Origin of the sequence: uncultured Croceicoccus sp. (genome assembly GCF_947496385.1) — a bacterium.
In the GTDB taxonomy this organism is placed as follows: Bacteria; Pseudomonadota; Alphaproteobacteria; order Sphingomonadales; family Sphingomonadaceae; genus Croceicoccus.
Window position 1 is genome coordinate 51,208 of record NZ_CANMCP010000009.1, and the last position, 20,767, is coordinate 71,974.

22 protein-coding genes and 1 tRNA gene are annotated in these 20,767 nt (G+C 64.0%); 18 read left to right on the top strand and 5 right to left on the bottom strand.

From position 1 onward, the window contains the following. The first annotated feature begins 31 nt into the window (after positions 1–31). Positions 32–424, top strand: coding sequence for a DUF4112 domain-containing protein (locus tag Q0897_RS13135; RefSeq protein ID WP_299309923.1), 393 nt, complete (start codon positions 32–34; stop codon positions 422–424). Positions 425–442: 18 nt separating this feature from the next. Here the strand turns inward: Q0897_RS13135 and Q0897_RS13140 are convergent, their stop codons facing one another. Beyond that, the gene (locus Q0897_RS13140; protein WP_202086229.1) at positions 443–619 is read right to left on the bottom strand and encodes a DUF1674 domain-containing protein; all 177 of its coding nucleotides are present in this window, start codon (positions 617–619) and stop codon (positions 443–445) included. 94 nt (positions 620–713) lie between these two features. Between Q0897_RS13140 and Q0897_RS13145 the strand changes: the two genes are divergently transcribed. After that, on the top strand, positions 714–1,970 hold the full coding sequence (locus tag Q0897_RS13145) for a methyltransferase domain-containing protein (protein ID WP_299309890.1): 1,257 nt from the start codon (positions 714–716) through the stop codon (positions 1,968–1,970). Between the two features lie 39 nt (positions 1,971–2,009). Here Q0897_RS13145 and msrA read toward each other — a convergent pair whose 3' ends face one another. Next, entirely contained in the window at positions 2,010–2,555 is a 546-nt protein-coding gene (gene msrA / locus Q0897_RS13150) for a peptide-methionine (S)-S-oxide reductase MsrA (RefSeq protein WP_299309891.1), read from the bottom strand. Positions 2,556–2,701: 146 nt separating this feature from the next. Between msrA and Q0897_RS13155 the strand changes: the two genes are divergently transcribed. The 4 genes from Q0897_RS13155 (at position 2,702) to Q0897_RS13170 (ending at position 5,061) form a co-directional block, all read left to right on the top strand. Continuing rightward, positions 2,702–3,553: a hypothetical protein gene (locus tag Q0897_RS13155; protein WP_299309892.1), complete on the top strand. Its 852-nt coding sequence runs from the start codon at positions 2,702–2,704 to the stop codon at positions 3,551–3,553. A gap of 53 nt (positions 3,554–3,606) precedes the next feature. Continuing rightward, positions 3,607–4,461, top strand: a complete 855-nt coding sequence (gene aguB / locus Q0897_RS13160; RefSeq protein WP_299309893.1) for an N-carbamoylputrescine amidase — start codon at positions 3,607–3,609, stop codon at positions 4,459–4,461. Continuing rightward, entirely contained in the window at positions 4,454–4,948 is a 495-nt protein-coding gene (gene folK / locus Q0897_RS13165; RefSeq protein WP_299309894.1) for a 2-amino-4-hydroxy-6-hydroxymethyldihydropteridine diphosphokinase, read from the top strand. Before aguB ends, folK begins: the two co-directional genes overlap by 8 nt. A gap of 37 nt (positions 4,949–4,985) precedes the next feature. Then, positions 4,986–5,061 (top strand) — tRNA-Lys (locus Q0897_RS13170). Positions 5,062–5,266: 205 nt separating this feature from the next. On the opposite strand, the gene Q0897_RS13175 is transcribed toward Q0897_RS13170, so the two are convergent. Both Q0897_RS13175 and Q0897_RS13180 read right to left on the bottom strand, forming a co-directional pair. Further along, positions 5,267–5,449: a DUF5818 domain-containing protein gene (locus Q0897_RS13175; protein ID WP_299309895.1), complete on the bottom strand. Its 183-nt coding sequence runs from the start codon at positions 5,447–5,449 to the stop codon at positions 5,267–5,269. Between the two features lie 20 nt (positions 5,450–5,469). Then, entirely contained in the window at positions 5,470–6,054 is a 585-nt protein-coding gene (locus Q0897_RS13180) for a lytic transglycosylase domain-containing protein (protein WP_299309896.1), read from the bottom strand. Positions 6,055–6,187: 133 nt separating this feature from the next. Between Q0897_RS13180 and Q0897_RS13185 the strand changes: the two genes are divergently transcribed. The 5 genes from Q0897_RS13185 (at position 6,188) to Q0897_RS13205 (ending at position 15,497) form a co-directional block, all read left to right on the top strand. Then, entirely contained in the window at positions 6,188–7,099 is a 912-nt protein-coding gene (locus tag Q0897_RS13185) for a toprim domain-containing protein (protein WP_299309897.1), read from the top strand. A 71-nt stretch (positions 7,100–7,170) separates the two neighbouring features. Further along, positions 7,171–11,403: a strawberry notch family protein gene (locus Q0897_RS13190; RefSeq protein WP_299309898.1), complete on the top strand. Its 4,233-nt coding sequence runs from the start codon at positions 7,171–7,173 to the stop codon at positions 11,401–11,403. Between the two features lie 104 nt (positions 11,404–11,507). Continuing rightward, the gene (locus Q0897_RS13195) at positions 11,508–13,481 is read left to right on the top strand and encodes a ParB/RepB/Spo0J family partition protein (RefSeq protein WP_299309899.1); all 1,974 of its coding nucleotides are present in this window, start codon (positions 11,508–11,510) and stop codon (positions 13,479–13,481) included. A gap of 193 nt (positions 13,482–13,674) precedes the next feature. Next, a complete protein-coding gene (locus Q0897_RS13200) occupies positions 13,675–14,031 on the top strand; it encodes a bleomycin resistance protein (RefSeq protein ID WP_299309924.1) in 357 nt (118 codons plus the stop codon). Positions 14,032–14,156: 125 nt separating this feature from the next. Next, positions 14,157–15,497 (top strand): NAD(P)/FAD-dependent oxidoreductase, encoded by a 1,341-nt coding sequence (locus Q0897_RS13205; protein WP_299309900.1) that lies wholly within the window; start codon positions 14,157–14,159, stop codon positions 15,495–15,497. Here the strand turns inward: Q0897_RS13205 and Q0897_RS13210 are convergent. Further along, entirely contained in the window at positions 15,494–15,898 is a 405-nt protein-coding gene (locus Q0897_RS13210) for a helix-turn-helix domain-containing protein (protein WP_057883273.1), read from the bottom strand. The genes Q0897_RS13205 and Q0897_RS13210 overlap by 4 nt on opposite strands. A 257-nt stretch (positions 15,899–16,155) precedes the next feature. Here Q0897_RS13210 and Q0897_RS13215 point away from each other — a divergent pair, with 257 nt between their 5' ends. From Q0897_RS13215 to Q0897_RS13245, 7 genes are all read left to right on the top strand, one after another. Continuing rightward, the gene (locus Q0897_RS13215; protein WP_299309901.1) at positions 16,156–16,365 is read left to right on the top strand and encodes a hypothetical protein; all 210 of its coding nucleotides are present in this window, start codon (positions 16,156–16,158) and stop codon (positions 16,363–16,365) included. Next, positions 16,365–16,592 (top strand): GDCCVxC domain-containing (seleno)protein, encoded by a 228-nt coding sequence (locus Q0897_RS13220; RefSeq protein WP_120717174.1) that lies wholly within the window; start codon positions 16,365–16,367, stop codon positions 16,590–16,592. The genes Q0897_RS13215 and Q0897_RS13220 overlap by 1 nt, the downstream gene beginning before the upstream one ends. 191 nt (positions 16,593–16,783) lie before the next feature. Further along, complete coding sequence (locus Q0897_RS13225; RefSeq protein ID WP_299309902.1) at positions 16,784–17,719, top strand: zincin-like metallopeptidase domain-containing protein; 936 nt, start codon at positions 16,784–16,786, stop codon at positions 17,717–17,719. Between the two features lie 11 nt (positions 17,720–17,730). Beyond that, positions 17,731–18,165 carry a hypothetical protein gene (locus tag Q0897_RS13230; protein WP_299309925.1) on the top strand — a complete coding sequence of 145 codons (435 nt, stop codon included), beginning with the start codon at positions 17,731–17,733 and terminating at the stop codon, positions 18,163–18,165. Between the two features lie 32 nt (positions 18,166–18,197). Next, positions 18,198–18,575, top strand: a complete 378-nt coding sequence (locus tag Q0897_RS13235; RefSeq protein ID WP_188053663.1) for an antitoxin Xre/MbcA/ParS toxin-binding domain-containing protein — start codon at positions 18,198–18,200, stop codon at positions 18,573–18,575. After that, on the top strand, positions 18,547–19,275 hold the full coding sequence (locus Q0897_RS13240) for an RES family NAD+ phosphorylase (protein ID WP_299309903.1): 729 nt from the start codon (positions 18,547–18,549) through the stop codon (positions 19,273–19,275). Before Q0897_RS13235 ends, Q0897_RS13240 begins: the two co-directional genes overlap by 29 nt. Positions 19,276–19,549: 274 nt before the next feature. Further along, complete coding sequence (locus Q0897_RS13245; RefSeq protein ID WP_299309904.1) at positions 19,550–20,488, top strand: DUF2493 domain-containing protein; 939 nt, start codon at positions 19,550–19,552, stop codon at positions 20,486–20,488. Positions 20,489–20,767: the final 279 nt, after the last annotated feature.

Consider the following 20,767-nt stretch of genomic DNA (forward strand, 5'->3'; position numbering starts at 1 on the left):
GGGCGCGGACCGGCCCGGACGGGCGGAGCGCATGCGTATGGAGATGCCGGGGCTCGGCACCGATGCGGCCTCGGTCCTGAAACGCGTGGAGGCGTTGGAGCGCATGCTCGAGCGCGGCTTTACCGTGCCGGGGATGAACCGTCCGGTCGGACTGGATGCGATTCTCGGGCTGATCCCGGTGTTCGGCGATCTCATGGCGGCCGCGATGGGCAGCTATATCCTTTGGGAGGCGCGCAATCTCGGTATCCCGAAATGGAAGATATGGCGCATGGCGGGCAATATCGGCATCGATACGGCGCTGGGGGCGGTGCCGCTGGTCGGCGATGCGTTCGATTTCTTCTTCCGTTCGAACACGAAGAACCTGCGCATCATTCGCCGCCACCTCGAAAAGCATCATCCCGAGCTGAAGACGATCGACGGTTGAGGGTCGGGCGCGCCGCGATCAGAAATCAATCGCGACGCCATCCTTTTCCCAGTCGCCGAAACGCGTCGGATCGGGGCGCTCCGCATCCTCGTGCCGCGAACCGGGGCCGGGTTCGGGCGCAGGATCGTCGGTCCAGTAATCGGGCTTGCGAAATGGCTCGGGCGGCCTGGCCGCTGCTGTCTTGCGATCGGTCATGCCTGCAATATGGGTGCCGACGGGCGCGCGCGCAATGCAGGGCCGCGGCGAAAGATCATTGCCAGCCTTGCCATGCGGGGCGATAGGCGAGGCCATGACCGATACCACCGGATTGCCCGCCCGCCGCGCCGCGCTGCGCATGCTCGATGCCGTGTTCCGCCGTGGGGAGACGCTCGACAATGCCGCGTTTTCGGCCACGCGCAACCTGCGCAATGCCGATGCGGGGCTCGCGCTTGCCATCGCGGCGGAGGTGCTGCGCTGGACCGCCGATCTCGACGCCGCCATTGACGGCGCCACGCGGCAGCCCCTTCCCGAGGATGCGAAGGCGCGCATGGTGCTGCGCATGATGCTGGCGCAGGCGTGGCGGTTGGAGAGCGCGCCCCACGCCGTCATTGCGACGGGCCTGCCCCTGCTCGGGGGCGGGCCGCGGCGGCTGGCGCACGGCGTGTTCTCGGCCCTGTTGAAGGGCGAGGGGCGTCTCCCCGAATCGCCGACGTTGCCCGAACGCGTGCGGGCGCGCTGGACCGCGGCGTGGCCGGAGCGGGTGGAGGCGATCGGTGCCGCACTGGCGGAGCCGCCGCCGCTCGATCTCACCCTTGCGGTTGCCGACGATACGCAGGCGTGGGCCGAGCGTCTGGATGCCGCCGTACTGGCGCCGGGGCGGCTGCGACTTGCCCGGGGGTACGCGGTCGAGGCGTTGCCGGGCTACGGCGATGGCGCGTGGTGGGTGCAGGATTTCGCCGCATCGCTGCCCGCGCATCTGCTTGGAGTAGGCGAGGGGCGGCGCGTGCTCGACCTGTGTGCTGCGCCGGGGGGCAAGACCATGCAGCTCGCCGCCAATGGCTGGCAGGTGACGGCGCTCGACATTTCGGACCGGCGCTTGAAACGGCTGGAGCGCAATCTGGCGCGTACGGGGCTTGGCGCCGATGTGGTGAAGGCGAATGCGCTCGACTGGGAGCCTGATGCCCGCTTCGATGCGATCCTGCTCGACGCGCCGTGCAGTGCGACGGGCACCTGCCGCCGTCATCCCGACGTGCTGCACCGCGTGGGCGCGAACCAGATCGCGGAACTCGCTGAATTGCAGGCGGCTCTTCTTGCCCGCGCTGCTGGCTGGCTCAAACCTGCGGGCCGGATGATCTACGCGGTCTGCTCGCTCGAACCGGAGGAGGGCGAGGCGCAGGCCCGCGCCTCCACCCTTGCGACCGATGCCATCGCGCCCGGCGAATTGCCGGCGGGACTGGAGCCGACCGCAGAAGGCTGGCTCCGCACCGATCCGGGCACGATGGCGGGAACCGGCGCGATGGGGGGCGGCATGGACGGGTTTTTCATCGCCCGGTTCGCCGCCCCCTGATCGCCGGCTCCCTCATCGCCGGCTCTTGGCCTCAGGCGCTCAGGCCGGGTTCTTCGCCTTCACGCTATTGGCGTAGCTCTTGCGCAGCTTGGCGAGCTTGGGCGGGATGGTCGCCATGCAATAGGGATTGCGCTGGCCTTCGCCTTCCCAATATTCCTGGTGGTAATCTTCCGCCGGGTACCATTTGGTCGGCTCCTCGATCGTGGTCACGATCTTTTCCGACTGGTCGGCCTGCGCGCGTTCGATGGCGGCGCGTGCCTCGGTTTCCTGCGCCTCGTCGAGCGGGAATATGGCGGAACGATATTGCGTGCCGACATCGTTGCCCTGCCGGTTGAGCTGCGTCGGATCGTGCGTCCCAAGGAAGATGTCGTAGATCTGCGCAAGGCCGATCGTGTCGGTATCGAAGGTCACGCGGATCGCCTCGGCATGGCCGGTCTTGCCCGAACACACTTCGCGATAGGTCGGGTCGGCGGTGTCGCCCCCGATATAGCCGCTTTCCACTTCGCTCACGCCGATGACATCGTTGAACACCGCCTCTGTGCACCAGAAGCATCCGCCCGCGATGATTGCCTGTTGTTCTGCCATATCGTCAGTCTCCTTTGGCCGCAGAGATAGGAACGCGGGCGCACGAATGCCAGCACACGCGCCGAGATGGCGCTTGCCTTGCCGCATGGCGGGCCTAGTCTGCGCCCTTGCAACGATTGCCGAACCATTGAGGGAAGGGAAACCCGATGACGATCCTGTCCATGAAAATGCTGCTTGCCGCCGCCCCGCTCGCGCTCCTGGCCGCGCCCGCCATGGCGGACCATCATGGGGAGGGAACGATGGCAGCCGCCGCTGACCCCGCCATGCAGGCGGCCTTGTCCGCCCCCGTCCGGGCGGAGGACAGCGCGCGCGACGCCTATCGCCATCCCGCCGAAACGCTGGCGTTCTTTGATGTGAAGCCGGGGATGACGGTGATCGATTACATGCCCGCCGGCGGCTGGTACACGCGGGTGCTGGCCCCCTATCTGGGAGCGGAGGGGCGTTACATCGGCCTCACCCCCGATGCGTCCAATTCCGATAACGAACGCTTTGCCGAATATTTCGCCGGCCTGCCGGGCAAGTTCGCCGAAAGCGCGCCGGAATGGAATCTTTCGGGCGCGCCGATGACGGCCATGGCATCGGATGACGAGGCGCTCGACGCCTATGAAGGCACGGTGGACCGCGCGTTGATCTTCCGCGAAATGCACAATCTGCACCGTTCGGGCGTCCTTCACGGAGAGCTGGCCAGGATCCGCGAATTGCTCGCCGACGATGGCATGCTCGGTATCGTTCAGCACCGGGCAAAACCGTGGGCGCCTGCGTCCTACACCGACGGCAACATGGGCTATCTGCGGCAGCAGGATGTGATCGCGCTCGTTGAGGCGCATGGTTTCGATCTTGTCGGGACGAGCGAGATCAACGCCAATCCGCGCGACACGGCCGATCATCCCAAGGGCGTGTGGGAACTCGCCCCGAGCTTCGCATCGGAGCGTCAGGCCGAGCTCGGCCCCATCGGCGAGAGTGACCGGATGACCTTGCTGTTCCGCAAGCGTCCGTGATGCAATCGCGGCGGCGGTGGACTTCGCCCGCGCGGGTTCATATCTGAGGGCGCATGACACAGATCACCGTCGCCGCATTGCAATGCACGCTCGCCTCGCATGACGAGCAGGAGAATATCGGACAGATTTCCGCGCTGGTGGAGAATGCCGCCGCCAGAGGTGCGCAGATCATCCTGCCGCCCGAACTGTTTTCCGGGCCTTATTTTTGCAGGGAGGAGGATGAGGCGCTCTTCGCGCTCGCGCGCCCCACGATCGAGCATCCCTCGGTCATCGCCATGCGCGCGCTGGCCCGGACGCTGAAAATAACGATCCCGACCAGCTTTTTCGAGCGGGACGGCCACCATTATTACAACACGCTGGCCATGATCGGTGCCGATGGCGACATCATGGGAACCTATCGCAAGAGCCATATTCCCGACGGACCGGGATACGAGGAAAAATACTATTTCCGCCCCGGCAATACCGGGTTCAAGGTGTGGGACCTGTTCGGCACGCGCATCGGCGTCGGCATATGCTGGGACCAATGGTATCCCGAAACCGCGCGGGCGATGGCGTTGATGGGCGCCGAAATCCTGTTCTACCCGACCGCCATCGGGTCCGAACCCTATGACGCCGATCTCGACACCAGCCGCATGTGGCGCCGCGCGATGATCGGCCATGCGGTGTCCAATTGCATGCCGGTCATCGCCGCCAACCGCATCGGCCGCGAAGGCGAGCAGCAGACCTTCTACGGCCACAGCTTCATCTGCGACGAATGGGGCGACATGCTGGCCGATTTCGGGCGCGAGGAAAGCGGTGTGCTCACCGCCGCGCTCGACCTTTCGCGGGCGGCGCGGCACCGGGCCGGCATGGGATTTTTCCGCGACCGCCGGCCCGAGCTTTACCGGCGGCTTGCCGAGGATGTCTGAACCGCCCTGGCGCTATCTCGTGGCGCTGGGCAGCAATGTGCGGCATGCCGCCACGGGCGCACCGCCGCGCGTCGTCGCGGCCGCGATGGCGCGGCTGAACACGGGGGAGACGCGGGTGATCGCGCGGTCCCGGATCATGCCGAGCGATCCTGTCGGCCCGTCGCTTCGCCGCTATGCCAATGCGGCGGTGGTGGTGGAAACCATGCTAGACCCGCCGGCGTTGCTGAGCCTGTTGCATGGAATCGAAGGGGATTTCGGACGGCGCAGGGTCGGGCAAAAATGGCGCGCGCGTACGCTCGACCTCGATATCGTGCTATGGTCCGGGGGGCGCTGGAGCGACCGGCGGCTCACCATTCCGCATGCGCAATTCCGGGGGCGCGCTTTCGTGCTGCGGCCCGCCTGCGATATTGCGCGGGACTGGCGCGATCCGGTGTCGGGATTGTCGGTCGGCCATCTTTGCGCAAGAGTTTTGAAGCAAGCGTCTTGACCCACGCGCCGCGCCTGCGTAACTGCGCCGCATGGTCGGGCCCTTAGCTCAGTCGGTAGAGCAACTGACTTTTAATCAGTAGGTCGCTGGTTCGAACCCAGCAGGGCTCACCACTCTTTTCAATGGCTTAGGCGGGTTGTCCGGAGCAAGCTGAGCATCAGCAGCAGCAAAAGGATTCACCTAGGATTCACCGCTACGTTTCCAGGTTCCGCATTGTCACCCGGTGAATTCTAAGAATGTTCGCGCGGCAGGACTTGCTGAAGTTGAACGTCGGCTAATTTTGCTCACCAAGTCAGGCGGGCAATCGCGACTCGGCAGCTAGCCATTGGCCGTGCCGATCCAATCTGTCCGCAGGCGATCCAAGCCGTGGCTCTCACCCTCGGCCGTAACCTGGGCGCCAATCAAGTCACAGTCGGGCTCGCAACCTTCGAGCACCCAGTGATCACCGGCTTCAGTCACGATTGCATAACCGCGCGGGCCGAGTTCGAGCCGGCCGGTCATGCGCCTTCGATTGGTCGTCATCAGTTGGCGTAACTCATCCAGCGGCCGAGAACGCTTCTTACATAACCAGGCGTCTCGCGATTCCTTGGAATCCCGCCTGCCTTGGCGACCGCGCCGGGTCCAGCGTTGTATGCGGCAAGGGCGAGATGCACCGACCCAAACCGATCGAGCATCTGTCTGAGATAGCGCGCACCGCCCTCGATATTCTCCTGCGGATCATGCCGGTTTGCGACGCCGAGTTCGCGGGCGGTGGCCGGCATCAGTTGCGCTAGACCTGCCGCACCCGCGGGACTGACCGCAAGCGGGTTGAAGCGGGATTCCGCCCAGATCAGAGCCTGAAGTAGCCGCGGCGGCAGCCGATGCCTTAATTCGGCTTCGCGGATGAGCGGCAGGTAGATCGTCTCCCGATAGCCGGGGACGACTGCGCGGAACGCAAGCGCACTTTGCTCCGAACGTCGATTGCTCTCGCCGCTGAAGCTTTCCGCGCCCGGTTCCTCCTTGAGGCCATGGTCGTGATCGAAAATTCGAAAATCCTGAGCGAATGCTCCTTCGCCAGCCGTCAGACTCGCTGCACAGATCAAGCCTGCAATGAACCGCCTTACCATTTCGCGTTCTCCTCGATTGCACCGAATCGCAAGAGAACATAAAAAGAACACCAGCCTGTAGGAAAGCGATTAGAACACCGCAAAGAGGGGAGGCCGCGCTGGGGGAAGCGAGCAGACGATACGGAGTCTTCCGATGCAGTCCCGAAGTGAAGGTCAGAACACACAATCTCTCGAAGCAACTGCACGCCAGCTCTGCAAAAGCCGCGGCGGCCGCTGGTCTGGTTCAAAGGGAATGGCCCGGTGCCCGGCGCACGATGATCGCACCCCTTCGCTCGGCGTCACCCTGGGACGACGTGCTATCCTGTTCCATTGCTTTGCCGGCTGCGATCAAGCGAGCGTGATTGACGCTTTCAGAAGGGAGGGGCTTTCGCCCGCGCAGCTGTTCGGCGGCCTTCCGCCGAATGCCGGAGAATCGACGGTTGAGCGGTTGCCCTCGCGGGGTGCGCTCCGGACATGGCATGGCGCCTCGCCCCTGAACGACAGCCCGGCCAAAGCTTATCTCGAAGCGCGGGGTATCACGGCTGTCTCGCCCGCGCTGCGCTTCAACTCCCGAACGCCTCTAGGGCCCAAAGGCCGCGCGCAATTCATTCCAGCAATGATTGCAGCCGTCAGCCTCGACGAAGGGCCAATCGCTATTCACCGAACATTTCTCGATGCGGAGGCGCCCAGGCTCGCGGCATTCGACGGCCCGAAGCGTGCACTCGGTGCGCTCCGATCAGCCGCCGTGCGACTGTTCCCTGCGATCGATGGAGTGCTGGGCATCGCCGAAGGTGTTGAAAGCGCGCTCTCAGCTCGCGCACTCACCGGCGTCCCGTGCTGGGCAACGCTTGGTAATGAGCGCTTTGCGCTCGTCTCGATCCCCGAGAGTGTCACCGAGCTCCATCTCTTTGTCGATTACGATGCAGGCGGCCAAGTGGCGGTGGAACGCGCGCTCCAGAGCCATGCGCTCGAAGGCCGGACCATCCATGTCCGGCGTCCTTCAAGGCGCGACACCGACTGGAACGACGAACTGGTGAACTGGCTCGCCCGCAAGCGGGCTTCGTAGAGAAGAGAAAGCTTTGGCCTCGTGATCGGCAGAAGGCTTCGTGCCCGATGCCTCCATCAGGAGGACCAACAATGCCTCAGTTCGAACTTTTAGAACCCGATGCTGAACCTCGTGCCCAGCCCTTGGCGGTGACGATCGGCGAACGGATAGCCTCTCGTCTGGCCGACGGTTGCCATCTTACGCGTAGCTCCATTTCTGCGCTCTTTGCCGAAGAGACCGGGATCCAGACCTGGGGGACGGGTTGGTCCATCGACGACTACAACGATGCGATCGAGATCGGCGCGCTCCTGTGGCTGAAGTCTCACGGCCGGATTACGCTCGGTACCGCGATCCATGAAGCGGACGCGCGCTTTGATTGGCTCGAAACCGCCTTGCCCCCCCGCCATGTGCGTAGCGAGGCGCAGATCGAGCTGCAGCAGTTCTCGACCCCGCCCATGCTGTCCTGGCTCATGGCGCAAGCGGCTCAGCTTCGCTCGTCCGATCAGGCCCTCGAGCCTTCGGCAGGTAATGGCGCGCTTGCCCTATGGCCGGCTGTTCAAGGCTCCGACCTCACGCTCAACGAGATCGATCCTGCTCGCCGACAGTCACTTGCCCATCTGTTTTCCGATGCAGCAGTGACCGCTCACGACGGTGAGGTCATCGATCATCTCCTGACCCACAGGCCGCCAACCATAGTCCTCATGAATCCGCCGTTTGCGCGCAGTCGCGAGCGTGGGGTCAGTGCGGCAACGGCGTTGCGCCACCTTCGCAGCGCGTTCCGTCTCTCGAAGAGCGCCGCTCGCCTCGTCGCGATCATGCCGGAAGGTTTCGATGCGTCTCGCTTCGCCAGCTCGTCGAGCGATGCCAGGCTGCGGCTCGATGTGCGCATCGCCGGCGCGTTCCGGAGGAACGGCACAGGCGTTCCCGTGCGCATGGTGGTGTTCGACAAGACCATCGACGACAAACCGGTGGTCACTGCGGAAGCGGACGATTTGTCCGATCTGGCAACGCTGATCGGCCGACTCCCGTCGCGCGCTCGCGATACTCCGGACCTTGCCGTGCTGACCGCGCGGCCCGCGACCGGCACTTTGAGAAAACCAGCAAAGGCCCGGCCCGCGGCTCCGTTTGCTACTCGCCCCGTACCTGGCGAGCCGTTCGAAGAGCTCGGCTATGCTACCCTCGATGAGCCCGCTCCCGTTCCGGAGCAGACAGGGATCTACCTTCCCTATCGCCCGAGCCGGATCCGGATCGAAGGCGCGCCGGTCCATCCGACGCCGCTCGTGGAGTCCATCGCGATGGGGTCGGTCGCGGCTCCGATACCGACAGTGCGCCCAAAGATGCCCGCCGACTGGCGAACACGCGAGTTGCTTTCCGAAGCCCAACTCGAAACGCTCGTCTATGCCTGCGAGGCGTTTTCGCACGATCTGCCAGGGCGCTTCCGAGCCACTCAGGAAGGAACCACGCTCGAGCAGGCCGAGGATGGAGCTCGTTATCGTCAGGGCTTTTTCCTCGGGGACGGCACCGGAGCGGGAAAGGGACGGCAGATCGCGTCGGTGATCATGGATCGCTGGCTTGACGGCGAACGTCGACACATCTGGATTACCAAGAATGAGGCGCTGCTCGAAGATGCCCGCCGCGACTGGGAAGCACTTGGCGGTATGCGCCTCGACATTCAGCCACTCTCCGGTTGGAAGCTGGGAGTACCGGTTCGTTGGTCCCAGGGCATCCTCTTCATTACCTATCCGACGCTTCGCTCGGGCCGCGCAGACGATACGCGGCTTGACCAGATCCTCGCCTGGACTGGCGATGATTTCGAGGGCGTGATCGCGTTCGATGAGGCCCACGCGATGGCCAACGCCATAGGCAGCCGTAATGCGCGCGGCGCTTTTAAAGGCTCCGAACAGGGTATGGCCGGGCTAAGACTGCAGAACCGGCTTCCGCGCGCCCGGATTCTTTACGCCTCGGCTACCGGCGCTTCGGACATTTCCAATCTCGGATATGCGACCCGCCTCGGCTTGTGGGGAGCCGAAACCGCTTTCCCGACACATGAGGCGTTCACGACCGAAATCCGGGCAGGCGGTGTCGCGGCGATGGAGCTCGTCGCCAGGGATCTCAAGGCTCAGGGCCTATACCTTTCCCGCGCTTTGTCCTTCGCGGGAGTCGAGTACGAAATTCTCGAGCACGGTCTGACCAGTGCGCAGATCGCCATCTACGATGCCTATGCCGAAGCCTGGGCGATCATTCATCGCAATCTCGATGAGGTGCTTCAGGCGACGCGGATAGTCGATGAGGACAGCGGCGACACACTCAACCGCAACGCGAAGGCCGCCGCGCTTTCCATCTTCGAAGGCACCAAGCAGCGGTTCTTTGCGCAGCTCCTGCTCTCGATGAAACTCCCGAGCCTGGTCCCCGCGATGGAGGAGTCGCTCGCGACCGGCCACTCGGTCGTCGTGCAGCTGGTCTCGACCGCCGAGGCGATGCTCGACCGCCGCTTGGCCGATCTCACTCCCGAGGAACGCGAAGCGCTCGATATCGATCTTTCGCCGCGCGAGTATGTCATCGACTATCTCGCAAAGAGCTTCCCCACTCGCCTGATGCAGGTCTTCACCGACGAGGACGGCAATCTGCGTTCCGAACCGATGAGCAACGACGACGGCAATCCGGTCATGTGCCCGCGCGCCGTCGCCGCGCGCGATGCGCTGATCGAACAGCTCTGCGCCCTGCCGCCGATCGCAACCGCGCTCGATGCAATCATCGAACACTTCGGAACCGGCAACGTCGCCGAAGTGACGGGCAGGACGAGACGACTGGTCCTGGGGCGGGACGGACAGCAGCGGCTCGAACGCCGCGGCGGGTCTGCCAATGTTGCCGAGGCTCAGGCCTTCATGGATGGCACCAAGCGCATCCTGGTTTTTTCCGACGCCGGCGGAACGGGCCGTTCCTATCACGCCGACCTCGATTGCCAGAACCGGCAGCGGCGCGTGCATTTCCTGCTCGAACCGGGGTGGCGCGCCGACAACGCGATCCAGGGGCTGGGGCGGACCAATCGCACCAACCAGGCTTCCCCGCCGCTGTTCCGACCTGTGACCACGGATGTGAAGGGTGAGCGGCGGTTCATCTCGACGATCGCGCGGCGGCTCGACAGCCTCGGCGCACTCACCCGCGGACAGCGGCAAACGGGTGGACAGAACCTGTTCGATCCGGCCGACAATCTGGAAAGCGATTATGCCAAGGATGCCCTCAGTCGCTGGTTCCACCTGCTCTATGACGGCAAGCTCGAAGCGACGAGCTTCGCCGACTTCGTGCGCCAGACCGGCCTACGGCTTGAAGGTCCCGAGGGCGGTCTTACGGACGACCTGCCCTCGATCCAGCGCTGGCTCAACCGCGTGCTCGCGCTGCCGATCGCGCTGCAGAACGCGATCTTCGACGAATATCTTGCACTGATCGAAGCGCGCATAGAAGCTGCGCGAGAGGCAGGAACACTCGATCTCGGGCTCGAAACGTTCAAGGTCGACAGCTGTCGAATAGTTTCGGATCAGATCCTTCGGATCGATCCGCTCACCGGCGCTGAAACCCGCCTCCTCTCTCTGGAGATCGAGCGGCACTTGCGGCCCCTGCGCTTCGAGCGGCTCGCGCGGCTGCATGACATTGGCTCGCCTGGTGGCATACCACTGCACAATGCCCGTTCGGGGCGGGTAGCGCTCAGCGTCTCCGCGCGACGCCTGATTGCCGACGACGGCAGTGTGATCGAGCGGCGGCGTCTGCTGCGTCCGCTCAAATCCGCCAACTGGACCCGCGAGGCGCTCGCCGAAAGCGCCTGGGAGGCCATCGATCCGGCTTCGTTCGAACGTCTCTGGCGCGCGGAAGAGATCGAAGCTGCCAAGGAGCCGGTCCGCGAACGCATGCACCTTGCAACCGGGCTGCTACTCCCGGTCTGGAAGCGCCTGCCCGGCGATCACGTGCGCGTGACCCGTATCGTCTCGGCCGACGGCACCTCCATCATTGGCCGCGAGGTCGCGGCCGCGGATATCGCAAAGGTGTCGCAGACCTTCGGCCTCGGAAACCGGGTCTTGCCTGCCCCTGGTGAGCTGGCCGCTCTCGTCCTGTCGAGCGGCACCGCGCAGACCTTGCAGAGCCATGATCCGCTGACCGTCAAGCGCAGTCTCGTCGGCGGTGAGCAGCGCATCGAGCTGACTGGCTTCGCGCCCGATCGGCTCGAGTGGTACAAGGCCAAGGGCTGCTTCACCGAGATCATCCGCTACCGGACGCGCCTGTTCGTGCCGGTGGCCAATGCGCCGGCCATTCTCGAGGCGCTTGCCCCCTGATCAGCGGCAGCACGTCCCGCAGCAGAGAGAAGAGAGTGCCTTGGATTTGCGAGCCTTGTGGGATGCACCCGCACCGGTTCGTTCAATCCATCAGGAGACGATCGATGATCCAGTCCATTCCCTTGAAGAAGCTCGTTCCGAGCCCCCGCAACGTCCGGAAGGTGAGCGATGCCATCGCCGATGCCCAGCTCAAGGCCGATATCGCCGCCCGCGGCCTTCTCCAGAATCTGGTCGTACGCAAGGCCACGCGCGGCAAGTTCGAAGTCGAGGCCGGTGGCCGGCGGCTTTCCGCGTTGCAGTCGCTTGCGGAGGACAGCGCAATTCCCACAACCCACGAAGTGACCTGCCTCGTCATCGAGGGTGACGAACGCGAAGTGCGCGAAGCAAGCCTGGCCGAAAACTTCCAGCGCCTAGCCATGAATCCAGCCGACGAGGCGCAGGCCTTCGCCGCGATCATCGAGGCGGGCGCCACGACCGAGGACGTCGCCCGGCGCTTCGGCCTGACCGTCCGCTTCGTCGAGGGCCGACTGCGGCTCGCTTCGCTTGCGCCGTGCGTCTTCGAAGCGCTGGCGGAAGGCGCGATCACCCTCGACATGGCCAAGGCCTATGGCGCGGTCTCGGATACCGAGCGGCAAGCGCATGTCTTCGCCGAGCTGCAGGACGCCTGGTATCAGGTCACGCCCGACACGATCCGGCGAATGGTGCTGGACGCGACCGTGCGCGGCAGCGACCCGCGCGCGATCCTGGTTGGCCGCGAGGCCTATCTCCAAGCCGGCGGGCGGATCGAGCGCGAGCTTTTCGACGACGATGCCAGCGAGAGCTGGGTCGATATCGCGCTGCTCGAGGGTCTCGCTCAAAAGAAAATGGAGGAGGCAGCGAGCTTCAAAGCGCGGGAACTCGGCCTAGCGTGGGTCCGTCCGACGCTGGGGGCCTATGTCTGCCACGATCTGATCGAGGGACTCAGCCGCCTTTCCGCCGAGCCGGCCCCGCTGAATGAAGCGGAAGCCGAGGAACTTTCAGTACTCGAGGCGGACTACGACCGTGAAGCGGCAGTCCTCGAGGACGAGGACAGCAGCGAGGAGGAGGTCGCGAGAGCCGAGGAGCAACTGGCTCGCATCGATCGGGCCATGCGAGCGCTCAACGATCGCCCGCCGGTGCTTGCCGACGATCTGAAGGAAGAAGCGGGGGCATTCCTGGTCCTGTCGCGCGGTGGCGAGCCTACTCTTGTTCCGCAGTACTACACGGAAGGCGAGGTGGCGCAGTCCGACGAGGGCATCATCGAGCCCGTCGAAGATGGCGGTGAGGCGTCGAGCAAGCCTGCTACCTATTCGCAGCGACTGCTCGACGAACTGGCGATGCAGCGCCGCGATGTCCTCGCCATCCATCTCGCCAACGACCCCGGCCTGGCGCTCGACCTCATGATCTTCACGCTGGCCGATGCCGATGGTCACGACTGGCGCGCCAAAAAGGCGGTCACGATCTCTGGGCCGGCTGAGAGCGGCCCGGTCTCGGGATTTGAAGCCAAGGATGCTCCGGCGAGTGCGGCGCTGGCGGAGTTCACTGGTTCGCTCGACGAAAGCTGGCGCGCCGGCGCTTCGGACGTCGAGCGATTTGCTGCCTTTCGGGCACTCCCCGAAGATGCGCGCAGCCTGTGGCTTGGCTTCGTGGTCGCCCGTACGCTCATTGCCAGCCTCAACAGCGACGGCGATCGCGGACTTCCTCTTCACGACGCGCTGGGCGCCTTGCTCGAGATCGAGATGGCGCACTGGTGGAGGCCGACAGCGGCAAACTTCTTCGATCGCGTGCCGAAAGCGCGCATCCTCGAAGCCTTCGATGCCGTGGGCGGGCCCGAGCTTGTCAGCCGGTATGCCGGTTCCAAAAAGGCCGATCTCGCATCGGCGGCCGAACGCATCTTCTCGGGCGAGTTCATCGGCGAGGCGGAGGTGAAGCAGCAGGCTTTGGCTTGGGTTCCGGCCGCGATGCGTTTCGGCACTCCCAAGGAAGAAGCCATCGGCAACGATGAAACGTCTGCTCGGTCGGAAGACGCCAACGACGAATTGACCGAGCAAGCTGCCTGAACCTCCTGACAGATCGGCTTGCGCGGTCGGCGGTCCGTCCATTTTTGGACGGGCCGCCTTTAGTCGTTTTCGCCAAGTTTTGAAGCGTCAGCAGTTCCACCTAGTGGATGAAACGTCCTCGCTAGATATTCAGCAGGAGAACCGTTGCGAACCATTGCCTAGAGCTCCATGATGAGCAGCGAGGGGATGTGAGATCGATCACGCCACAGCCAACCTGCCGTCGAGGGATTTTGAGGTCACCTCCGAATTTTACACCAAGTTGGGGTTCGAGCAGGGCTGGCGGGATGACGGCTGGATGATCTTGAAGCGCGACAGCGTGATCCTGGAGTTCTTCCCACATCCAGACCTGAAACCAGCCGAAAGCTGGTTCAGCTGCTGTCTTCGGCTTGATGACGTAGCCGCGTTTTACTCGGTGTGTTTAGACGCTGGCGTGCCAGAGCAATGTTGGGGTCACCCCCGGGCTCAGCCGCCGCAGCAGGAAGATGGCGGTCTCCTGATCGGAGCCCTGATCGATCCGGACGGAACCCTCATTCGCCTCATTCAAAACTGATTGCAGCGCCGGCCTTCAAGGTCACCCGCAATCGACGAGCGCGATGCATGTAAGCGGACAGTCTTTGATCCTCTGAGGGAACCCGTACCAACTACAGCATTGTTCTCTTCTTGAGGAGCGCGCAAATGCACTACGATTTGATCATCATCGGCACTGGCACGGCGGCAATGGTCGCAGCGACGCGGGTCCGCGCTGCAGGTTGGACGGTTGCTGTAATTGACGAGAAGCCGTTTGGCGGCACCTGCGCCTTGCGCGGTTGCGACCCCAAGAAGATGCTCGTTTCGGGCGCGGAGGTCATCGATGCGGAGCGCCGGATGAGCGGACACGGCGTCGACGGTGATTTGCGGATCGACTGGCCGGAATTGATCGGTTTCAAGCGCACCTTTACCGATCCCGTGCCGGAGAAGCACGAGCACCGCTACCGCGATAAGGGCATCGACACTTTTCACGGTGCGGCCCAGTTCACCGGCCCGAACTCCCTCAAGGTCGACGCAGCAGAGCTAAGCGGCCGTCATGTTCTGATCGCCTCGGGCGCCGCACCCGTGCCGCTCGGTATCGCGGGCGAGGACCATCTGGTCGACAATGAGTTCTTCCTGGCCATGGAGCAACTGCCACGTCGGATCGTCCTGGTCGGCGGCGGCTACATTGCAGCGGAGTTTTCCCACATTGCCGCACGCGCTGGCGCCAAGGTGACGGTGATCCAGCGCGGTCCGCGCATGCTGACGCATTTCGAGCCGGAGCTTGTCGGCTGGCTGACGGAGTCGTTCGACAGTATCGGAGTGCAAGTCATGACCGATACGACTGTGGTTGCGATCGAGCGCAAAGACAGCGGATTTGTCGTGCATGGCGAAAGGGGTGACGACAGCATCGCGGTGGAGGCGGACCTGGTCGTTCACGCCGCCGGCCGGACCCCTGCACTCGACCGCCTGAACCTCGAAGCCGCAGGTGTTGCTGTCGCTCAAGGCCGGCTCAAACTCAACGAGTACCTGCAAAGCGTGACCAACCCGGCAGTTTATGCGGCAGGCGACGCTGCCCAGCAGGGACCGCCGCTGACGCCTGTTTCGAGCCATGATGCGAAGGTGGTCGCGGGCAACCTGCTCGAAGGCAACCAGCGAACGCCGGACTATCGGGGCGTGCCGAGTGTTGCCTTTACGCTTCCGCCGATTGCCGCTGTGGGCATGGGCGAGGACGAGGCGCGCAGATCGGGAGCGCAATTCCGGTTGAAATGCGAGCGCGCTTCGCGCTGGTACACGGCGAGGCGGCTTGCCGAGCCGGTCTACGGATACAAGACGCTCGTCGAGGAAGGCACCGGTCGAATTCTGGGTGCGCACCTCGTCGGTCCTCACGCGGACGAGATCATCAACATCTTCGCCCTGGCTCTTCGGCACAACCTCACCGCCGATGATCTGAAGAGCACCATGTTTGCTTATCCTACCGGGGCGTCGGACGTAGGCTACATGCTCTAGGGGGCAACGCCATCCAGCATGTCGATGACGGGACAGTCGGGCACGTGCCCACCCGAACAGCGCTCGACCGTCGAGGCGAGCAGCCGCTCCAGTCGTTCGAGATCCGCCATCTTGCGCCTGACCTGGTCCAGATGATGAACCGCGATTTCGCGAACTTCGTCGCAGCACGCCTCCTCGGGGCCGCCCAGTTCAAGGATGGCGCGCACTTCGCCAGGCGTGAAGCCCAGCTCCCTCGCCCGCTTTATAAAGCTCAGTGCCCTGACATGCTGGTCGGTAAAGACCCTGTGGCCGCCTTCGGTTCGATCGGGCTCGGCGAGGAGGCCAACTTTTTCGAAGTAGCGAATTGTCTCGATATGCACGCCTGTGCGGCGGGCGAGTTCGCCTATCGAAAGACCGCCCACGCAGAAACTCCTTGATCCTGTAGCGACTACAGGTGGCACATAGCGCCGAATCGCGCTGGAGACGAGAGCTGACTGATCGAAGTGCCCCTTCCGTTATCCGACTGCAGGGATCCGAGCGAGGCGTCGCTGCCGTGGGAACGGTGGCCAGCTTGACCGCCCTGTTCTCTGCTGCTGCGTGCTGCGTGCTGCCTCTCGCGCTCGCCGGGCTAGGGCTCGGAGCAGGCGGTCTCGCTATATTCGTCCCCTACCGATGGCCGATGACAATCATCGCCTCGGTTCTGATCATTGCGGGTTGGATGCTCTACCTGCGCAAGCATCGCGCTTGCTCTGCTTACGCGGACTGTGCGGTGCCGGCGCCAAGTCGAGCCACGCTGGCGATGCTCGTGGGTGCGACGGTGATCGTCGTTATCAGCGCGTTGTGGGGTTTTATCGAGCAGCCGCTGATGCGCGTGCTGGGCGGGGCGTGATGCAGACCACCTCTACCATCACATGTCCCAAGTGCGGCGGCACCTCAGTCGAAACGATGCCGACCGATGCCTGCTGGTTTTTTTACGACTGTCGCCATTGCGGCGTGAAGCTTAGACCGCTCTCCGGCGATTGTTGCGTCTTCTGCTCCTTCGCAGATGTTCCGTGCCCGCCGATTCAGGAAGCCCAACAATCCGGCTCGCCGTCCGGATGCTGCGGGGCTGGATAGCAGATATTCCCCGCGCCGCGCCGCTCAAGGCGGAGCGCCGGCCTCACACAGGGTACTCATAGGCGAGCTCTACAGTCTCTCCGCACTATTCGTCGCAGAGCGCAAAGCTGACACGACGTCCAGATGAGAGGAAAGAAGGCTTCTCCTGATTGCCACGGGACAACCTCGTTCCGGCAATCGGGAGACATCTCATGTCCAGGTTTAAACGCCGCAGCGGCGGGCAATCCCCTGCCGCACAAATCACCTCTGCGATTATCGAGAAACTCGAGCGGGGAACCAGGCCATGGGTAAAGCCATGGCGCGGGGTGCCGGTAGCACGACCCCTGCGCAGCTGCGGCACACCCTATCGGGGCATGAACACCTTCTGGCTGTGGATGATCGCCGAAGCTGCCGGATTCCTGTCGCCCTACTGGATGACATACCGGCAGTGCCAGAAGCTTGGTGGGCAGGTCCGCAAGGGCGAGAAATCGACGATCGCGATCTTCTACAAGAGCTATGACAAGCATGTCGAAGGCGATGATGGGGAAGAAGGCACTGAGACGCGACGCGTTCTCAAGGCCTACGCGGTCTTCAACGCCGATCAGTGCGACGGCTTGCCCGGCATGTATCGTGCCAAGCATGAACTCGAACCGGTCGAACCTGCCGGGCGGGAAGGGCGGCTCGACACCTTCTTTTCAGGGGTCGGCGCCGAACTTCGGCATCAAGGGGCCGAAGCCTACTACGAGCCCATCCTGGATCGGATTACGATGCCGCCGGCGGCGCTGTTCGATGGCTACGACCACTACTACGCAACGCTGGCGCACGAACTCTCGCACTGGACCGGGCATGGCTCTCGCCTCGGCCGGAATCTCAAGAATCGCTTTGGAAGCGAGTCCTACGCGGCCGAGGAACTGGTGGCGGAGTTGTCCGCCGCGATCCTGGGCGCCGAGCTCGGTCTGCCGGTTGCGCATCTCGATCATCATGCGAGCTACATCGCGCATTGGCTCGAGCTTCTGAAATCCGACGATCGGGCCATCCTGACCGCCGCTGCCAAAGCAGAGGAGGCGGCGAGCCTCATCCTGAGGCTCGGAGGGCGTTCGGGTACCGGTAGCGAGGCTGCGGCAGCCGATCTCGCCGAAGCGGCTTGAGGGGGTGCATGATGGGACGTTCTGTCAGCTATCCGTCCGACGCAGTTGTCGCCTTCCGCACTTTAGAGATCGAAGACGAGGATAATTGGGAATGGGAATATGAGTATCTGGTCGAGGAAATTATCGAGACTGCGCGCAGCACCTTCCCCTCTGTTGCACCCTGCGACGGGTGGCGCGGCCGCGAAGATCGAATCCTGCTGCGCAACTCCTTTGCCGATTGCGGGATCTCTACCTATTGCGACCTTGTCGCCATCTGGCTCGTCGAGCGCGACGACGGTGAGTACCGGGATGCCGATGCCTATCATCCGCGATCCGGGCGGGCACAGCGCTGGCTTTCGCAGGTAGCGAGCCGGTTCGAAGCGACATTCGGCGAGCTCCGCATGATTGGGCAGCTTTCGAATGGCGATGCGATCTTCGAGCGCAAGCCTGTTCAAATGAGTAGTTAGGTGCTATATTGTGCATATGAAAGGATGCGCCAATGGCGACGAGAGCCGCTGAAGTTGAGGTGGGAGATAGCAAGGTCCTGACCACCGCGATCGCCAGAATTGCGGAGTTTTGGGGTCTGACCAATGCCAAGCTTGGGTCGGTTCTCGGGCTGTCTCAGGCCACCGTCTCGCGTTTGCGCGCGGGCAAATCCGAGCTCGATCCGGCCAGCAAGTCGTTCGAAGCCGGCCAGTTTCTGCTGCGCCTGTTCCGCTCGCTCGATGCGCTGCTCGGCAGCGACGATCTGGCTGCGCGAGCCTGGCTCGCGACCCCGAATCTCGACCTAGAGGCACGGCCTCTTGACCTGATCGACAGCTTCAAGGGTCTCATGACGGTTTGCGACTATGTGGACGCCCACCGCGCTCGCGTCTGAGCTGCGCCGTTACCGCAGGACTGTTTGGCGTGTCGTCGAGGCGCAGCATCGCATCTCGACCAATCGGCTTGCGGCCAACCTTGATGACCAAAAGCGGCTCGAGGAACTCGCCGATGCGGCCAAACCTGATCTGCCCAGGGCAGCGCGCGGGCTGCACTATCTTCTCGCCTCGCCCTTCCGCTACGGCCACGGGGTGGCCAGCCGATTTCGGCGCGCGAACGAGCGCCCCGGCATCTTCTACGCCAGCGAGACCGAGCAGACCGCGATCACCGAAACCGCCTACTGGCGGCTTCGCTTCATCAGCCGCTCGCCGGGTTTTGTCCCCGGGAACCGCACAAGCGAGTATCTGAGCTTCTCCGTTCCTGTCTCCATCACCCGACTTCTTGACACCACGCGGCCCCCTCTGTCGCGCGACAGCAAACGCTGGGTCGACCCGCTCGACTATTCCGCGTGTCAGGTTTTCGCCGACGCTGCTCGTGCCGCTGGAGGGCAGGCGATCCGCTCGCCGTCGGCACGCGATCCGCTGGGGATCAATCTCGCGCTGTTCGATCCCGCGTGCTTTGCCAAGGCCGAGCCCGATCACGGACGCGGCTGGCACCTGCGCCTGGAAGGCCGGCGCCTCACTGCACTGGCTGCGTTTCCTTCGGGCGAGGTGCTGGATTTCACGGCCGAGCAGTTCGGACTGCCTTCGCTCGGCTGAAGCTCGAATCGCGTGGTCCCTCTTTGCGCGGCCTGCCGGAGTCTGATTTCCTGCCTGTCCTGTTCGCTCGCGCGGGCCCTGGACCGGTCCGGGTCCGCCGCAACCCGCGCAAGGCTGCGGCCCGTGTGGCCCGCGCCAGCCTTGCCTTGCGGGGTTTCCCGCTGCGCGGTGCGGCGACCCCGTTGACCCGGTCCCTTCCGGGCCCGGCGAACAGGCCGCAGGAAACTTCTCTCTTCCCCTGCGGCAGTCGCCTTCGCTCAGGAGGAAATGACCCATGTACGACAGCTTCACCGCCCAGCTTGCCGGACTCGATCTGGCCGGCTTTTCGGTTCAACCCGCACCCTTCAACGAAACAGATTTTCCCGCCGAAGAGGCGAGCGAGCAAACCCTCGCGGCCGTCTGGTCGGACATGTTCGCTCTGTTCGCCGACACCGCGCTCGAGGCCGATGCCGAGGACATCGCCTGGGGCTTCGTCAATCTCTTCCACCGCGCGGCAACCCGCAAGTCCGCGCAGGTCGATCGCGCGAGCGACGAGATCCGGGCGCTGCTTGCCTCGGCCGATGGCTCGGAAGTCCACTCGAGCAACCTTGAAGAGCAAGTCGAGCGCGCGCAGGCGGCCGAAGCCAGCGTGCTTGCTTTCGAGCACATGCGCGAGATCGCGGCGATGCTTTACCGCGAAGAAACCGGGGCGTCGTGGAAGCCGATGTCAGGCTCGCGCGTAGCGCACGGAAAGAACCTGACCTCTGCGGTCATCGATGCGCGCGATTTCCTCAAGATCCGCTCAGAACGTCGGCGCGCCGCGCTCACGCCCGAAGGCACCGCCGTGGTCTTCGCCGGAGGCCGCGCCAGTTTCGCCACGACCGAGGAGGCGACGAGCTATGCGAACAACATCTGGGCCACGCTCGACCGAGTGCGCGAGCAGGTGCCTGATATGCTCCTCGTCCATGGCGGCGACGGCAAGGGCGCCGATCGGCTTGCAGCCGCCTGGGCCGAACGCCACGAGGTACAGCAACTGACCTTCGGTCTCGATCGTAGGTTGGGTGCCCGGGCCGGGTTCAAGCGCAACGAGCAGATGCTGGCGATGACCCCGCGCTACGTGATCGCCTTTCCCGGTAATGGCGTCACCGAGCGTCTCGTCATCGAAGCCAAGGCACGCCGGATCACGGTCGTCGATCGCCGCGGTCCGCTGGGGACAAAGCCTGGCACCGACTGAGGCCACGCCCTTCGATCGCGCTGTAGCGGCCAGAAGACCGCTGACTGCTTGTCGCCATCTGTCGAGTGCGCGTTAACGTCGCAGGGACCCACTGGCGCGCACCGGAAGCTTGAGCGCGAGGAAATTCACCCGCTGTTGCGCCATTTTGGAAGGCCATCGTGCAGCTTACAAGCCAATAGCCCGATGACGCACTTTTGGGCTATTTCCGACGACACCAAGTTCGTTGCCGAGTGACGCAGCAGATGACGCTGTCCGGGCTTGGGAAGCGCTCACCTCCGC

Excerpts from the sequence above, each read along its gene's own strand:
- Q0897_RS13135 (WP_299309923.1), top strand. The coding sequence starts at position 32 with ATGCGTATGGAGATGCCGGGGCTCGGCACCGATGCGGCCTCGGTCCTG.
- Q0897_RS13140 (WP_202086229.1), bottom strand. The coding sequence starts at position 619 with ATGACCGATCGCAAGACAGCAGCGGCCAGGCCGCCCGAGCCATTTCGC.
- Q0897_RS13145 (WP_299309890.1), top strand. The coding sequence starts at position 714 with ATGACCGATACCACCGGATTGCCCGCCCGCCGCGCCGCGCTGCGCATG.
- msrA (WP_299309891.1), bottom strand. The coding sequence starts at position 2,555 with ATGGCAGAACAACAGGCAATCATCGCGGGCGGATGCTTCTGGTGCACA.
- Q0897_RS13155 (WP_299309892.1), top strand. The coding sequence starts at position 2,702 with ATGACGATCCTGTCCATGAAAATGCTGCTTGCCGCCGCCCCGCTCGCG.
- aguB (WP_299309893.1), top strand. The coding sequence starts at position 3,607 with ATGACACAGATCACCGTCGCCGCATTGCAATGCACGCTCGCCTCGCAT.
- folK (WP_299309894.1), top strand. The coding sequence starts at position 4,454 with ATGTCTGAACCGCCCTGGCGCTATCTCGTGGCGCTGGGCAGCAATGTG.
- Q0897_RS13175 (WP_299309895.1), bottom strand. The coding sequence starts at position 5,449 with ATGACCGGCCGGCTCGAACTCGGCCCGCGCGGTTATGCAATCGTGACT.
- Q0897_RS13180 (WP_299309896.1), bottom strand. The coding sequence starts at position 6,054 with ATGGTAAGGCGGTTCATTGCAGGCTTGATCTGTGCAGCGAGTCTGACG.
- Q0897_RS13185 (WP_299309897.1), top strand. The coding sequence starts at position 6,188 with ATGCAGTCCCGAAGTGAAGGTCAGAACACACAATCTCTCGAAGCAACT.
- Q0897_RS13190 (WP_299309898.1), top strand. The coding sequence starts at position 7,171 with ATGCCTCAGTTCGAACTTTTAGAACCCGATGCTGAACCTCGTGCCCAG.
- Q0897_RS13195 (WP_299309899.1), top strand. The coding sequence starts at position 11,508 with ATGATCCAGTCCATTCCCTTGAAGAAGCTCGTTCCGAGCCCCCGCAAC.
- Q0897_RS13205 (WP_299309900.1), top strand. The coding sequence starts at position 14,157 with ATGCACTACGATTTGATCATCATCGGCACTGGCACGGCGGCAATGGTC.
- Q0897_RS13215 (WP_299309901.1), top strand. The coding sequence starts at position 16,156 with ATGACAATCATCGCCTCGGTTCTGATCATTGCGGGTTGGATGCTCTAC.
- Q0897_RS13220 (WP_120717174.1), top strand. The coding sequence starts at position 16,365 with ATGCAGACCACCTCTACCATCACATGTCCCAAGTGCGGCGGCACCTCA.
- Q0897_RS13225 (WP_299309902.1), top strand. The coding sequence starts at position 16,784 with ATGTCCAGGTTTAAACGCCGCAGCGGCGGGCAATCCCCTGCCGCACAA.
- Q0897_RS13230 (WP_299309925.1), top strand. The coding sequence starts at position 17,731 with ATGGGACGTTCTGTCAGCTATCCGTCCGACGCAGTTGTCGCCTTCCGC.
- Q0897_RS13235 (WP_188053663.1), top strand. The coding sequence starts at position 18,198 with ATGGCGACGAGAGCCGCTGAAGTTGAGGTGGGAGATAGCAAGGTCCTG.
- Q0897_RS13240 (WP_299309903.1), top strand. The coding sequence starts at position 18,547 with ATGTGGACGCCCACCGCGCTCGCGTCTGAGCTGCGCCGTTACCGCAGG.
- Q0897_RS13245 (WP_299309904.1), top strand. The coding sequence starts at position 19,550 with ATGTACGACAGCTTCACCGCCCAGCTTGCCGGACTCGATCTGGCCGGC.